Source organism: Paramixta manurensis, from assembly GCF_013285385.1.
Classification (GTDB): domain Bacteria; phylum Pseudomonadota; class Gammaproteobacteria; order Enterobacterales; family Enterobacteriaceae; genus Paramixta; species Paramixta manurensis.
Genome location: NZ_CP054212.1, coordinates 4,018,833 through 4,034,445 on the forward strand (window position 1 = coordinate 4,018,833; position 15,613 = coordinate 4,034,445).

11 protein-coding genes are annotated in these 15,613 nt (G+C 54.1%); 6 read left to right on the forward strand and 5 right to left on the reverse strand.

Features of this window, described 5'->3' with window-relative positions; genetic code table 11:
• Window positions 1–27: 27 nt before the first annotated feature.
• Both idnO and idnD read right to left on the reverse strand, forming a co-directional pair.
• Window positions 28–792 (reverse strand): gluconate 5-dehydrogenase, encoded by a 765-nt coding sequence (idnO, locus tag PMPD1_RS19385; RefSeq protein WP_173635588.1) that lies wholly within the window; start codon window positions 790–792, stop codon window positions 28–30.
• Between the two features lie 13 nt (window positions 793–805).
• Window positions 806–1,837: an L-idonate 5-dehydrogenase gene (gene idnD, locus PMPD1_RS19390; RefSeq protein WP_173635589.1), complete on the reverse strand. Its 1,032-nt coding sequence runs from the start codon at window positions 1,835–1,837 to the stop codon at window positions 806–808.
• Window positions 1,838–2,118: 281 nt separating this feature from the next.
• On the opposite strand from idnD, the gene PMPD1_RS19395 reads away from it, so the two are divergent.
• A complete protein-coding gene (locus PMPD1_RS19395; protein ID WP_173635590.1) occupies window positions 2,119–4,140 on the forward strand; it encodes an NADPH-dependent 2,4-dienoyl-CoA reductase in 2,022 nt (673 codons plus the stop codon).
• Window positions 4,141–4,169: 29 nt separating this feature from the next.
• Here PMPD1_RS19395 and rlmG read toward each other — a convergent pair whose 3' ends face one another.
• On the reverse strand, window positions 4,170–5,297 hold the full coding sequence (gene rlmG, locus PMPD1_RS19400) for a 23S rRNA (guanine(1835)-N(2))-methyltransferase RlmG (protein WP_173635591.1): 1,128 nt from the start codon (window positions 5,295–5,297) through the stop codon (window positions 4,170–4,172).
• A 114-nt stretch (window positions 5,298–5,411) separates the two neighbouring features.
• On the opposite strand from rlmG, the gene PMPD1_RS19405 reads away from it, so the two are divergent.
• Together PMPD1_RS19405 and katG are read left to right on the forward strand one after the other, a co-directional pair.
• Window positions 5,412–5,915 carry a M48 metallopeptidase family protein gene (locus tag PMPD1_RS19405; protein ID WP_173635592.1) on the forward strand — a complete coding sequence of 168 codons (504 nt, stop codon included), beginning with the start codon at window positions 5,412–5,414 and terminating at the stop codon, window positions 5,913–5,915.
• Between the two features lie 257 nt (window positions 5,916–6,172).
• Window positions 6,173–8,365: a catalase/peroxidase HPI gene (katG, locus tag PMPD1_RS19410; RefSeq protein ID WP_173635593.1), complete on the forward strand. Its 2,193-nt coding sequence runs from the start codon at window positions 6,173–6,175 to the stop codon at window positions 8,363–8,365.
• Between the two features lie 81 nt (window positions 8,366–8,446).
• Here katG and PMPD1_RS19415 read toward each other — a convergent pair whose 3' ends face one another.
• Window positions 8,447–10,135 (reverse strand): chloride channel protein, encoded by a 1,689-nt coding sequence (locus PMPD1_RS19415; protein ID WP_173635594.1) that lies wholly within the window; start codon window positions 10,133–10,135, stop codon window positions 8,447–8,449.
• Between the two features lie 164 nt (window positions 10,136–10,299).
• Here PMPD1_RS19415 and PMPD1_RS19420 point away from each other — a divergent pair, with 164 nt between their 5' ends.
• The 3 genes from PMPD1_RS19420 (at window position 10,300) to sstT (ending at window position 14,087) form a co-directional block, all read left to right on the forward strand.
• The gene (locus PMPD1_RS19420; protein WP_173635595.1) at window positions 10,300–11,298 is read left to right on the forward strand and encodes a Gfo/Idh/MocA family protein; all 999 of its coding nucleotides are present in this window, start codon (window positions 10,300–10,302) and stop codon (window positions 11,296–11,298) included.
• 360 nt (window positions 11,299–11,658) lie between these two features.
• Window positions 11,659–12,627: a TerC family protein gene (locus PMPD1_RS19425; protein WP_173635596.1), complete on the forward strand. Its 969-nt coding sequence runs from the start codon at window positions 11,659–11,661 to the stop codon at window positions 12,625–12,627.
• Between the two features lie 227 nt (window positions 12,628–12,854).
• Window positions 12,855–14,087, forward strand: a complete 1,233-nt coding sequence (gene sstT / locus PMPD1_RS19430) for a serine/threonine transporter SstT (protein ID WP_173635597.1) — start codon at window positions 12,855–12,857, stop codon at window positions 14,085–14,087.
• A gap of 31 nt (window positions 14,088–14,118) precedes the next feature.
• Here sstT and PMPD1_RS19435 read toward each other — a convergent pair whose 3' ends face one another.
• Window positions 14,119–15,609, reverse strand: a complete 1,491-nt coding sequence (locus tag PMPD1_RS19435; protein WP_173635598.1) for a UxaA family hydrolase — start codon at window positions 15,607–15,609, stop codon at window positions 14,119–14,121.
• Window positions 15,610–15,613 lie beyond the last annotated feature (4 nt).

Here is a 15,613-nt window from a genome sequence, read left to right on the forward strand (position 1 = left end):
TGTACAGGTGATAAAAAATCTAGTTGTTTACACGGCAACACGCATGCCGCCATCGACAAAAAGCAGGTGGCCGTTCACAAAATCAGCCGCTTTTGAGGCCAGAAACACCGCCGCGCCAATCAATTCCTGTGGATCGCCCCAACGAGCGGCGGGCGTCCGTTTGGTGAGCCAGGCAGTAAAGTCGGCATCATCGGCCAGCGCCTGGGTCATCTCCGTTTTGAAATAACCCGGCGCAATACCATTGACTTGGATATTGTGACGCGCCAATTCGACGCACATGCCGCGAGTCAGCATCGTGACTGCGCCTTTCGAGGCTGCATAGGGCGTGATAGTGTCGCGGCCTAGCTCGCTTTGCATTGAGCCGATATTGATAATTTTCCCTTGCTTGCGCGCCACCATTTTGCGTGCCACGGCCTGCGAGACGAGGAACACCGCGGTTTGATTGACGGCGATGACCTCATTCCAGTCTTGTTCCGGAAACTCTAAAAATGGCCGACGGCGCTGAATACCAGCGTTGTTCACCAAAATATCAATGGCGCCAATCTCTTCCTCAATACGTTCGACCGCCGCCTGCACCGCCGATGATTGCGTCACATCAAACGCCAGCGCATGCGCACGATGCCCGTCATCACGCAGTTGCGCCGCCGCCCGTTCCGCGCCCTGTTGAGTAGTGGCATTAATAATTACTTCTGCGCCAGCTTCCGCCAGCCCGCGCGCCAGTAAAAAACCGATACCACGACCGGATCCGGTTACCAGCGCACGTTTATTCTCTAACGAAAAAAGAGCACTCATTTGTTTGTCATCCTCAGAACGTCAACTGCACTTTGGCGGCCTGTTGCTTATCGCCGGCAAAAACCAGCGCCGCATCAATATCCTGCCAATGGTACTCACCGCTAAATAGCGGTAACGGGTTCACCGTGCCGTTGCCCAACCACTCGACGGCGGTATTGAATTCATGGGTAAAACGGAAAGATCCCACCAGCTTGATCTCTTTGGCGATCAGCGTCATTAGCGGAAATGCAGGAACCGCGCCGCCCATGCCAACCTGAACTAATGTCCCTCTGGCGCGAGTGACCTCCAGGCAACGCTGGAGTGATGCCGGGTGCCCCGATGCCTCAAACGCCACGTCAAAATAGCCTTTCTCGGCCAGATAAGGCGAAAAATCACCGCTGGCGGCGTGCAATGTCGCGGTAGCGCCCATCTGCTTCGCCAGATCAAGCGCTCGCTCGCTCAGGTCAGTACAGATGATTTCGCGCGCGCCGTGGGCTTTTGCCGCTGCCGCGATCAGGCAACCAATTGGCCCAACGCCCGAGATGAACACCGTCTTATCGCGCAGTTCGCCCGCCTGGTTGGCGGCGTGAATACAAACCGCCAGCGGCTCGGCGAAAACCATCACCTTGTCATCCGCTTCGCTGGCAAAAGGAATGCATTGATTACTGGCAACCACTTTATATTGCGTAAACCCCCCATCGACGTGCGGGGTGTACATTGCGCTGCCAAAAAAGCGCATGGTGGTACATTGGTTCTCTTCGCCCGCCAGGCAATATTTACACTGACCGCAGGGTTTCGAGGGATTGATGGCGACTTTTTGCTCGGGTTTCAGCGCCGGATCGTCGCTTTTCACCACATAGCCAATCACTTCATGGCCGAGGATCATCGGCATTTTCACTTCATAGCTTCCGACCTTACCTTCCTGGTAATAGTGCAAATCGGAACCACAAATACCGCCGCGCGTAATTCGCACCAGGGTGCCGGTGCCATCGTAGTCGAGCTGCTGGGTAATGACCTCGACCTCTTCTTTTCCCTTAATCATGCAGGATTGCGTTTCAACGTTCATGACGATGATAACCTCGTAGCGTTACAGTCTGTGGCACATGAAACCGTTTTCGCCACTATTAAAATGTGAAACAGATCACCGAAATTAGAGTTACAGAGCAATGTTACCGATAACGTTAGCGCCATAAACATTACAGACTCGCCGAACGGAAATCTTGGCTTTGATGCACTTTTATGACCCGCCTCACAGCTTATTCGCTCTCCCCTTTCTTTCTTTATCCCAACGGCTACAGTCAACTCATCCGACCACATAACATTTTTATTACATTCACGGTGAGCAGTATGTCGCGTTCCACGCCTTCTCTGTTTGACCCGCTGGACTTGGGGTTTACCCGGCTCAAAAATCGCGTATTGATGGGCTCAATGCATACCGGGCTGGAAGAACATTCCGATGGCCCGGCGCGGCTGGCGGCCTTTTATGCCGAACGTGCGCGCGCTGGCGTAGCGCTGATTGTCACCGGTGGAATTGCCCCTTCACCGGAAGGTGTGGTGATCGCTGGCGGCTCGGTCCTTAATCATGAGCGTCAATTAGCGGGTCATCGGACGGTCACCGACGCGGTACACCAGGCGGAGGGAAAAATCGCCCTGCAAATTCTGCACGCAGGCCGCTATAGCTATCAGCCGGGGCTGGTTGCGCCCTCAGCGCTCCAGGCGCCGATCAACCCTTTTCAACCGCACGCGTTGACGCACGATCAAATCCTCACGCTGATTAGCGATTTCGCGCGTTGTGCGAAATTAGCGCAGCAAGCGGGCTATGACGGCGTAGAAATTATGGGGTCGGAGGGCTATTTAATTAACCAGTTCCTTACTCCACGCACCAATCGACGGGAGGATGAATGGGGCGGCGATTTTTCGCGTCGTATGCGCTTCGCCGTTGATATTGTGCGCGCGGTCCGCCAGGCGGTTGGTGGTGATTTTATTATTATCTATCGCCTGTCAATGATCGACTTAGTGGACGAGGGCAACACGTTGGCGGAGACCATCACCCTCGCCCGCGCCATTGAAGAGGCGGGCGCGACGTTAATTAATAGCGGCATCGGCTGGCATGAGGCGCGCATCCCCACCATTGCCACCTCAGTGCCACGTGCGGCCTTTGGCTGGGTGACACGTGAGCTACGCCAGCATCTCTCTCTACCGTTGATCGCCACCAACCGCATCAACCACCCGGCCGTCGCGCAGACGCTGCTGGATGAGGGTTGTGCCGATATGGTTTCCATGGCGCGCCCGCTACTGGCCGATGCCGAATTCGTGCGTAAAGCTCAGGAAGGTCGCGTCGATGAGATCAATACCTGCATTGGGTGTAACCAGGCCTGCCTTGACCAGATTTTTGCCGGAAAAGTGACCTCCTGCCTGGTGAACCCCCGCGCCTGCCATGAAACCCTGATGCCGATACAACCGGCGCAACAGGCCAAATCGTTGGCGGTAATCGGCGCAGGCCCGGCCGGAATGGCCTTCGCGGTTAACGCCGCGCAGCGCGGTCATCACGTCACACTATTTGATGCCGCCAGCGAGATCGGCGGTCAGTTCAATATTGCCCGGCAAATCCCCGGCAAGGAGGAGTTCAACGAAACGCTACGCTATTTTCGGCGCCAGATGGTGCTACACGGCGTGACGCTACGTCTAAATCAATGGGTGGAGAGCGAAATGTTAGCGGCATTTGATGAAGTGATTCTTGCCAGCGGCATTTTGCCCCGCCTCCCGGCGATTGAAGGTATCGATCATCCTAAAGTGCTGAGCTATCTTGACGTGCTGCGTGATAAGCAGCCGGTCGGCAAGCGCGTGGCGATTATTGGCGCAGGCGGCATTGGTTTTGATACCGCTGAATATCTGTGTCAGGCACCGCGTGACGGCCAACAAGCAGTGGCTGAGTTTTGTGCCGAATGGGGAATTGATACCACCTTACAACACCGTGGCGGCCTAACGCACCCGCGCCTTCCCGCCAGCCAGCGGCAAATTTGGTTACTTCAGCGTAAAGCGGGCAAACCCGGCGCGACATTAGGCAAAACTACCGGTTGGATCCATCGCGCCAGCCTGCAGGCGCACGGCGTGAAAATGTGGGGCGGCATACACTACCAGCGCATCGATGATGAAGGTTTGCATCTGCTGCGCGATGGCGAACCGCTGGTATTAGCGGTGGATAATGTGGTGATTTGCGCCGGTCAGGAGCCCAACCGTACCTTGGTTGAAGCGTTACGCCAGCAAGGTAAGCCGCTGCATATTATTGGCGGGGCCGACGTGGCGCTGGAGCTTGACGCCCGCCGGGCGATTGCGCAAGGCACTGAGTTGGCATTAAACCTTGGCTAAGCGGAGCCGAACAAGGTTCCGCAGCACGATTAACGCAGTTTCACCGAGCGTAAAATCACAAACTTCTGGTTACTTGCCACCGTGGTACAGTTGCCGAAGAGTTTTTTCATTTTGCGATAATAATCGAGATGACGATTACCGACGATACGTAACTCGCCGCCATATTGCAGGCAACGGCGCGCATCGCGCAACATCTGCCAGGCAATATGGTCAGTCAGGGCATGTTGTTGATGAAACGGCGGATTACACAATACAGCATGGAGCCGGTCTGGTGGAAAACCGCTTAACGCATTGTTGACGCTGAAATGGCTGCGTGCCAAATCGGCCGGGCGGTTGGTTTCAACATTGATACGACTGGAGGCGACCGCCATCCACGACTCATCCACAAAATGCACTTCCGCCTGCGGATTTTTCTCCAGCGCCAGCAGGCCGATGATGCCGTTTCCGCAACCCAAATCGACAATTTCTCCGGCAATATTTTCCGGTAGATGTTGCATAAAAAAACGTGCGCCAATATCCAACCCGCTGCGCGAAAAAACGTTGGCGTGATTATGGATCTGATAGGCGCTACCTTCCAATGGCCAGACCAGCGTTTCCGCCTGTGATGTTAGCGCCGGCGCGCTAAAGTGACTATATACCAGACGCGACTTTTTCCACGCCAGCGAGGTTTTGGTCTCACCCAGAATCGTTTCAAACAGTTGCAAGGTCGAACGGTGCACGTCTTTCGCCTTGGCTCCGGCGATAATCACCGTATCCGGCGTCACCACTTCACGCAATGCGCGTAACTGCTGCTCTAACAGCGCCAGCGTTTTAGGAATTTTAATTAAGACACAACCGGGCGCCTGCGGTAACGCGGCCAGGCTATCAAGCTGCGTTACATTATCCTCATTTAGCCCGTTAAGACGCAGGTTTTGGCGCGTCGCCTGTTGGCTAATCCATGAGTCGCTAACGCTGAACAACGGACGTTCGCTTAACGCGCAGGCCAACGCGCCGAAGCTGTCATTAAAAACCAGCAACGGGCCGCGATCGACGGCTGGCAGCGTTTGTTGCAAGAGATATTCATCTGTCGCGTCCCAGGCCTGTAATGGGCTCTCTTCATTCATTGCTGGGAAGCGCTGCAACGTTAGCGTGCGGTTGCTCAGTTCAAGTTGGCTCATGGAATCTCCGGCGTGGTACACTTTCTGCGTCTCTGCTCCCGCAAACGGGGACGCAAGTATACCCTAAATAGTTCGAGTTGCCGGGGATAATGCTCTTTTTGCCAGGGTCACCCAATGTCGTCATTAATTTATCTACAAGGCTATCCGGAAACGCTGCTCACGCAGGTGCAAGTTCTGATCGACCAACAACGTTTGGGCGAAGTGCTGCAAAAGCGCTATCCCGACACGCATGCAATTAACAGCGATAAAGCCTTATATGCGTATGCGCTTGACCTGAAGAACCGTCACCTACGCAATGCCGCGCCGCTGAACAAGGTCGCTTACGACAACAAAATTAAAGTGATGAAGCATGCGCTAGGGCTCCACACCGCGGTCTCACGCGTGCAAGGCGGCAAGCTCAAAGCCAAGGCGGAGATTCGCGTAGCGACCATTTTTAAACAGGCGCCGGAAGCTTTTCTGCGTATGATTGTGGTTCATGAATTGGCGCATATAAAAGAGAAACAGCATAACAAAGCGTTTTATCAGCTCTGTTGTCACATGGAGCCACACTATCATCAGCTCGAATTTGATACGCGCCTGTGGCTAACCGAGCAGGCGCTGCACGGAAATGTCGGGTAGCGTTCCTCTTTTCCTTATCCTCTATCAAGATAGCTAACAGCTATCACAATATTCATCCGTTACGATTATCGATCCGTCGCTAAACTTCTTAAGATTGCAGGGTTATTTAACGCCGAAAACTGTATCCGACATTTTAAAAATACGGTTCGGTACAATGTCACGAGCCCGACGACATCCTTTCATCACTCCATGCCAGCGGCGATTCCGGACGGTGGATATCCGGTAAGGCAAGGCATATTGAGCACAGGTAGCGACGTATGAGCACTGAAAGCAAATGCCCTTTTTCCGGCAACGGAAATAAACCGACCTCACCAAGCGGCACCACTAATCGTGATTGGTGGCCAAACCAACTCAGCCTAAAAATTCTGCATCAGCACTCTTCCCTTTCCGATCCAATGGAAGCGGGCTTTAACTATGCTGAGGCATTTAATAGCCTTGATTTGGCAGCGGTGAAAAAAGATTTGCACGCGCTGATGACCGATTCTCAATCCTGGTGGCCGGCAGACTTTGGTCACTATGGCCCGTTGTTCATTCGTATGGCCTGGCACAGCGCCGGGACTTATCGTACCGGTGATGGCCGTGGCGGCGCTGGAGCGGGTCAGCAACGCTTTGCTCCGCTTAACAGTTGGCCTGATAACGTTAACCTTGATAAGGCGCGCCGCCTGTTATGGCCGATCAAGCAAAAATATGGCCGTAAGATTTCTTGGGCCGACCTGATGATCCTGACCGGTAACGTGGCTCTGGAATCCATGGGGTTCAAGACCTTTGGCTTCGCCGGTGGACGTGCCGATGTCTGGGAGCCGGAAGAGGATGTCTATTGGGGAACCGAAACCACCTGGCTGGGCGGCGACAAACGTTATTCTGGCGAGCGCGATCTGGAAAAACCGCTGGCGGCGGTACAAATGGGGCTGATCTACGTTAACCCCGAAGGGCCGAACGGCAATCCCGACCCAATTGCCGCCGCGCGTGATATTCGTGACACTTTCGCCCGTATGGCGATGAACGACGAAGAAACCGTGGCGCTAATCGCAGGTGGCCATACTTTTGGTAAGACGCACGGCGCGGGTGATGCAGCGTTGGTTGGTGTCGAACCGGAAGCAGCCGGTATTGAACAACAGGGTTTAGGCTGGAAAAGCGCCTTTGGCAGCGGTCATAGCGGCGATACGATTGGTAGCGGCCTGGAAGTGACCTGGACGCAAACGCCGACGCAGTGGAGTAATTACTTTTTCCAGAACCTGTTCGGCTACGAATGGGAACTGACCAAAAGCCCGGCGGGCGCCCATCAATGGCAGCCGAAAGATGGCGCCGGCGCCGGTGAAATCCCGGACGCGCATGACACAACTAAACGCCATGTGCCGACCATGCTCACCACCGACCTTTCGCTGCGGTTTGATCCGGCCTATGAAAAAATCTCACGCCGCTTCTATGAAAACCCGCAAGAGTTTGCGGATGCTTTTGCCCGTGCATGGTTTAAGCTGACTCACCGTGATATGGGCCCGCGTGCGCTGTATCTCGGCCCGGAAGTGCCGACGGAAGAGCTGATTTGGCAAGATCCGATTCCAGCGGTCGACCATGTGTTGATTGATGAATTAGACATTGAGAGTCTGAAGAGCAAAATTCTGGCAACCGGTTTACCTGGTTCGCAGTTAGTGGCGACGGCCTGGGCTTCTGCTTCTACCTTCCGCGGTTCTGATAAACGCGGCGGGGCAAACGGCGCTCGCATACGTTTGGCGCCGCAGAAAGACTGGGAAGTTAACCAACCGGCACAGTTGGCGCAAGTATTACAAAGCCTTGAAAACATCCGCACGGCATTTAACGCCGCGCAACCCGGCAACAAAAAGGTTTCACTGGCCGACCTGATTGTTCTGGCGGGTTGTGCTGGCGTGGAAGAAGCGGCGCGCAATGCCGGGCATCCGGTTCAGGTTCCGTTTACACCGGGCCGTATGGATGCCTCGCAAGAGCAAACCGACGTTGACTCTTTTGAGGTTATGGAACCGATCGCCGATGGCTTTCGTAACTATCAGAAAGGGAACTACAGCCTGGCGCCTGAAGCATTACTGGTGGATAAAGCGCAACAGCTTACTCTGAGCGCGCCAGAAATGACGGTGCTGTTAGGCGGCCTGCGCGTGCTGGATGTTAATGTGGGTCAAAGCCGTCATGGCGTATTCACCCAGCATCCGCAGGCGCTGACTAACGACTTCTTCGTCAATCTGCTGGATATGGGTACCGAGTGGAAACCGGCGGGTAACGGCGTGTTTGAAGGGCGCGATCGCAACTCCGGCGAACTGAAATGGACGGCAACGCGTGTCGATCTGATTTTCGGTTCTCATTCACAACTGCGCGCCTTAGCCGAAGTGTATGGCAGCGTAGATGCCCGGGCGAGCTTCGTGCGTGATTTTGTCGCCGTCTGGAACAAAGTGATGAACCTGGATCGTTTTGACCTGGCGTAAACCAGCCCAGAGCAGCTAGCCTGCCACCTACGCCACTCTTCGGCCCCCGGAGAGTGGCGTGACTCGCGCCGATGATCACCATTAAATAAACGCTTTCGCCTGTTGAATAAGGCTGGTTTTGGTCAACGCGCCCATAAATTTACGCTCCTGAGGGTTGTTCAACACGGGCAGGCGCTCCAGCGTGACCTGCGCAAATGCCTCCCAGCCTTCGCGAATGGTTTGATACTGATATACACAGGGGAAGTTTTCATCCATGACCTGGCTAACTGGCGAGTCCAGCGTCAGTTCATGCTCAAGAATTTTGTGTGAAATATCGTGGATCGAGACCACACCAAGAAATTGCTCCTGCGCATTGATGATGTAAACGAAGCGTTCGCGTTTTAAGGAGCTGACTGCCAACGCCTTACCCACCGATTCATGCGGTTGTAATGCCGCGCCGGAGACGATGAACTGCGCGATAATGCCATTATCAAAATCAACCCAGGCATCGGCACGGCTAAAGTGACGAGTGACAACCGGATAGCTACTGGTGGTCTGCAGGCGGTAAACCACCATTGCGGCAAGCACGGCGGCAATCATTACCGGAAATAACAGACTGCTGTTCAGCGTCATTTCCAGCACCATCAACATCGCCATTAATGGCGCCTGGCTCACCGCCGCCAACACCGCCGCCATGCCAACGGCGGCAAATAACAACGCATTACCTACCGGCATCCCTAACAACCCGGCGACGGTGGCAACCGATACGCCGAGTAACGCCCCAATCAGCAGTGAAGGGGTAAATAGCCCCCCAACCGCATTGGAACCCACCGAAAGCGCGGTGGCGAGCAGTTTTAGCACCAGCAACAACAGCAAAGCTTTAAGCAACACGCCACCCGCCATCACCGTCACAATGACTTCGTAGCCGTTACCCAAAATATCCGTTGACGCAATAGCCAGTATCCCAACGGCAAAACCCCCAATCCCCAACCGCAGCGGAAGGTTGTTAATCCGCGAGAATAACTGCTTGCTGCGGCCAATCAGGAAAATAATCAGCCAGCCGGTTACGCCCGCTAATACTCCCACCAGCAGAGTGACCGCCAGTGTCGCCGGGCTTAACTGAAATTGCGCTTCGGCAAACGGGTAGATAGCCGAACGAAATCCTAATGACCACATGGTCATTACCGCGACGGCGGAAGAGATGATCAGTGGAATCAGGCGCTGCAAGGCGGAAATACCAAAAGCGATTTCCGCGACAAAAATCGCCGATGCCAGCGGTGCATGATAAACCGACGCCAGCCCGGCGGCGGCGGCCATCGCCACCACGTCGCTATTTTTGAGCGCCAACGACTTGAAACAGTAACGCCCCATCATGCTGCCGCACAGCGCGGCCAGTTGAACCATTGGCCCCTCTTTCCCTACCGAGGCGCCGCTGCCGATACTGGCGATGGAAGAGAGCGCACGAAATAGTGAGGTTTTCGTTGGCACCGCATCCAACCGGGCGTTGATCACTTCGAGATAATCAGTTTTCAGCGTCGCGCTACGCTCAAGAGTGGTGGCATAGTTCAGAAAGAAACCGGCAATCACGCCGCCTAAGCCGACAATCAGCGGCCAGCAAAACCACGGCCATACCGTCATCGCTTGGGTGATCTCTTGTCCACTATGGAACAACAGGTGGTTAATCAACTCAATAACGCCACGGAACCCCAGCGTCACCAGCGAGGCGGCGCAGCCGACAGGAACGGCGACCATTACGCTGGTCCAATTCAGTGCATGTTTAGCGACGCTCACATTCCTTCCTTTCAATGGGTCCGTTACGGAAACTTTTCTGCCAGGCAGTATCATATTGGAATGCCGATCGCAGGATCAAATTCCGGCACATTTTACTCATTGCTCTGATTAATCTGCGTGATACTCTGCCCTTTCCGTTCAGGTTCTGGAGCCAGAAAAAACATATGATTCGCTTCGCTATTGTAGGTACAAACTGGATTACCCGACAGTTTGTCGATGCCGCGCATGAGACCGGCAAAATGAAGCTGACCGCCATCTATTCTCGCACGCTGGAACAGGCTCAAACCTTTAGTAAGGATTATCCGGTCGAACATCTGTTTGTTTCCCTCGAACAGATGGCGGCATCCGATGCGATTGATGCGGTTTATATTGCCAGCCCCAATTCTCTGCACTGCCCGCAGGCGCAACTGTTTTTACGCCATAAAAAACATGTGATTTGCGAAAAGCCGCTGGCGTCTAATCTTGATGAAGTTGAGCAGATGATCGCCTGCGCGCGTGAAAATCAGGTCATTCTGTTCGAAGCGTTTAAGACCGCCGCGCTGCCGAATTTTCTCACGTTACAACAGGCGCTGCCCAAAGTGGGTAAATTGCGCAAAGCGTTGTTCAATTATTGCCAATACTCCTCACGTTACCAGCGTTATCTTGACGGGGAAAACCCCAACACCTTTAACCCCGCCTGGTCTAATGGTTCGATTATGGACATCGGCTATTATTGCCTTGCCGCCACGGTTAGCCTGTGGGGAGAACCTTACCGCGTTCAGGCGCAGGCCGCATTATTGGATAGCGGCGTGGACGCTCACGGCTCGGTGTTGATGGATTACGGTGACTTCGATGTCACTTTGCTGCACTCAAAAGTGAGTGATTCGTTGGTGCCAAGCGAAATTCAGGGCGAGGCCGGTTCGCTGGTGATTGAAAAGCTATCCGAATGTCAGCGCGTTACCTTTACGCCACGCGGCAGTAAAGCGCAGGATCTTAGCCAACCGCAGCATATCAATACGATGTTGTATGAGGCCGCGTTATTTGCTCGTCTGGTGGAAGAGAACGAAGTTAATCATGCCGGGTTGGCGACCTCACGCAGCACCGCCCGGTTATTAACTGAAATACGTCGTCAGACTGGCGTGGTCTTTCCGGCGGATAACCCACATTCGTCAGCGGCTGTGTAAATATTTCTAAATATTACTGCCGCACGTTGCTTCCCGTCTCGGCTGAACGTATCTTAGCGTTCAGCAAAGGGGAGTAACTCTTTAAGCCGAATGATCGTCATTACGGTGCTGACGCACCCGGTCTTCGGGCAATCCGGATCTTATTCCGCGTTGTGAGTGAGACCTTGCCAGAAGGCAAGGTTTTGCTGTTGCGCGATAACACGGCAGCCGTCTTCTGAATCTCAACCGTGTTTGTATACCCTAAAGACTTCGGGCAGCAAAAGTGTGGATTCCGATGAGCTTACTGCTGGTCAGTAACTCGGGTGAGCGAACGCTGCGAAACGCCAGTTTGAAGTATGACGGGTATTACTGGATAAGATTATGCATACCATCGGCACACCGCTTCTCTGGGGCAGCTTCGCTGTCGTTGTACTCATTATGCTGGCGATCGACCTTTTGTTACAGGGGCGGCGCGGCGCACACACCATGTCACTCCGTCAGGCGGCAATCTGGTCGCTGGTTTGGATCACCCTCTCCCTGTTGTTCAGCGCCGCATTTTGGTGGTACCTCGATGGCAGCCTCGGGCGCGCAACGGCAAATACGCAAACGCTGGCCTTTTTGACCGGCTATATTCTGGAAAAGGCCTTAGCGGTTGATAACGTTTTTGTCTGGCTGATGCTGTTCAGCTACTTCTCCGTGCCGGCAAACCTACAACGTCGCGTATTAATTTACGGTGTGCTGGGTGCCATTGTGCTGCGCACCCTCATGATCTTCGCCGGTAGCTGGCTGGTGACACAGTTTAGTTGGATCCTCTACCTGTTTGGCGCGTTCCTGTTATTTACCGGCATCAAAATGGCGCTGGCGAAAGAAGGTCATCAATCTCCGGGCGACAAGCCGGTGGTGCGCTGGTTGCGCCGCCATCTGCGGATGACTGACCGGTTAGAGGGGGAGAAGTTTTTTGTGCGCAAAAATGGCCTCTTATTCGCCACGCCTCTGTTATTGGTACTGGTAATGGTGGAATTGAGCGATGTGATTTTCGCCGTAGACAGTATTCCGGCAATTTTTGCCGTCACCACCGATCCGTTCATCGTGCTCACCTCGAATCTGTTTGCCATTCTCGGCTTACGTGCCATGTACTTCCTGCTGGCGAATGTGGCAGAGCGTTTCTCCATGTTGAAATATGGCCTGGCGATTGTGCTGATATTTATCGGCTTCAAGATGTTAATTATCGACATCTGGCACATCCCGGTTTCCATTTCCCTCAGTGTGATTGGCGCTATTTTAACGCTCACTCTGCTGATTAATGCGTGGGTTAACCACAGGAATGACCGCCGCAGCCAGAGAAAATAATCCACCAGCGGGGCGCCCTTAGCCCCGTTTTTTATTCCGTCAATACGCCAATTATCCCGACGCTAGCGCTGTCACAAAACCCTAAGCCGAAGCTTATAAAAGTTGATCATGCTATCAATGGCAGAATTTACTCTTTTTCTGGCGGCTTAATTCCTTATACTCCACCAGGCAAACGCAACATCCCCTCACTAGGGCTTTAAAAAAACAATTAAGGATTTCGACAAACGATGGATAAAAACCCCTCTGGATTGGCTGCCCGTTTATTACGCGGTAGCCTGGTAAAGCAGATTATTATTGGGTTGATTGCCGGTATCGCGCTGGCTTGGTTTTCGAAAGATGCCGCGCTGACGGTTGGGCTGTTAGGGTCACTGTTTGTTAGCGCGCTGAAAGCCGTTGCGCCGCTGCTGGTATTAGTCTTGGTGATCGCCTCAATCGCTAACCATAAGCACGGACAAAAAACCAGTATTCGCCCTATCGTAATGCTCTACTTGCTCAGCACCTTCTTTGCCGCTGTCGTGGCGGTCGTTATGAGCCATCTGGTGCCGCAAACGCTGACGCTAAGCGCCGCTCAAACCGACATTACGCCACCTTCCGGGATTGCCGAAGTGCTGCATGGGTTGTTGATGAGCATGGTCGCCAACCCGATCGAGGCGCTGATGCACGCCAACTATATCGGCATTTTGGTCTGGGCGATTGGTCTTGGTATCGCCTTTCGTCATAGCAGCGAAACCACGAAGCAAATATTGAATGATGCCTCCCACGCGGTAACCTATGTGGTGCGGGTAGTGATTCGCTGTGCGCCAATCGGTATTTTCGGGCTGGTGGCCTCGATCCTTGCTTCCACTGGTTTTTCCGCATTATGGAACTATGCGCATCTGCTGGCGCTGCTAATTGGTTGTATGCTGCTGATGGCGTTGGTGTTTAACCCTCTGCTGGTGTACTGGAAGCTTCGTCGTAACCCTTATCCGCTGGTGTTTACCTGTTTGCGAGAAAGTGGCGTCACCGCCTTCTTTACCCGTAGCTCGGCGGCAAATATCCCGGTCAATATGGCATTAGCAAAACGGTTAAAGCTGGATGAAGACACCTATTCTGTTTCCATTCCGCTTGGCGCCACCATCAGTATGGCGGGCGCGTCAATCACCATTACCGTGTTAACGCTGGCGGCGGTCAATACATTAGGTATCAACGTCGATGTTCCGACCGCTATCCTTCTCAGCGTGGTCGCCTCACTGTGTGCCTGCGGCGCATCCGGCGTCGCGGGCGGATCGCTTCTGCTGATCCCGGTGGCCTGCAATATGTTTGGTATTCCCAATGAGGTGGCAATGCAGGTGGTGGCGGTTGGCTTTATTATCGGCGTGTTGCAGGATTCAGCGGAAACCGCACTCAACTCTTCGACCGATATTCTGTTCACCGCCGCGGTCTGTCAGGCTGAGGAAGCGCGTGAGATGCAAAAAGCGTAATCAGGATACGCCGGGGCGACATGTTCGCCCCTTACAACGTGACGCCGCTTTTGAAAATGGCGAGTTCACGAAAATCATTTCGCTCATTACAGGTTGCCTCTCCATTGGCAACCGCCACCAGATAATCGACAAACTCATTTAATAACGTCGCCATACTGACGCCATGAATTAAACGCCCGGCATCGAAATCAATCCAGTGAGGTTTCTTCTGCGCCAGCTCGCTATTAGTGGCGATTTTAACCGTCGGCACAAACCCACCATAGGGCGTGCCGCGCCCGGTACTAAATAACACCATCTGGCAGCCGGCGGCGGCTAGCGCGCTGGTGGCAACCGCATCATTACCGGGCGCACTCAACAAATTCAGGCCGCGTGACCGCAACCGCGCGCCATATTCCAGCACATCCATCACTTGGCTTTGCCCCGCTTTCTGGGTACAGCCGAGGGATTTCTCTTCCAGCGTCGTAATCCCGCCAGCCTTATTGCCCGGTGAGGGATTTTCGTAAATCGGTTGATGGTGGTCGATGAAATAGCGCTTAAAGTCATTGATCATCGCCACGGTTTTCCCGAAGGTTTCCTCATCCTGGCAGCGGCTCATCAGCAGGTGCTCCGCGCCAAACATCTCCGGAACTTCGGTTAACACCGTGGTTCCTCCATTAGCAATAACATAATCGGAAAAACGCCCTAACAGTGGATTAGCGGTAATCCCGGACAGGCCGTCCGAGCCGCCACACTCAAGACCAAACCTTAGCTCGCTCAGCCAACCGGGTTGACGCTTATCATGGCGCATTGCCTGATATAGCCGCTGGAGGTGCTCTACACCGGCGGCAACTTCATCGTCCTGTTGTTGGCACACCATAAAGCTCACCCGTTGCCGATCGAATTCGCCCAACGTGTCACGGAACATCTCAACCTGATTGTTTTCGCACCCCAGCCCAATCACCAGTACCGCACCAGCATTCGGATGGTGCACCATGTTTTGCAATAACCGGCGAGTATTTTCGTGATCCTGACCAAGCTGCGAACAACCGAAGGGATGGCTAAACAGATACGCGCCATCAATCTCCGGCGCGCCATCACTCTGTTGTAAAAAACGTTGTAAGACCTGACGAGCGATGCCATTAACGCAGCCCACCGTCGGTAAGATCCAGAGCTCATTGCGGATCCCTGGCGCCCCGTTCGCGCGGCGATAAAGTTGCACCTCGCGATCGACCGCCTGCGGCGGAAGGCATATCTTTTCAGGCTGGTAGCGGTACTCATCGAGGTCGCTGAGATTAGTGCGCAGGTTATCGGTATGCACCCCCTCACCCGCCGCAATAGCGCGTCTGGCATGGCCAATGGGGACGCCGTATTTGATCACTAATGCCTCGGCAGGTATCGCCTGCAAGGCAAACTTATGGCCGCGTTCCACTGGCTGCGTTAGCGTAACCGTTCCCGGCGCAAACGTAACCACTTCTCCGACAGCCAGGTCGCGTAGCGCCACCGCCACATTATCGCCCGGCGCTATTTGTATCGCTGGTCGCATCGCT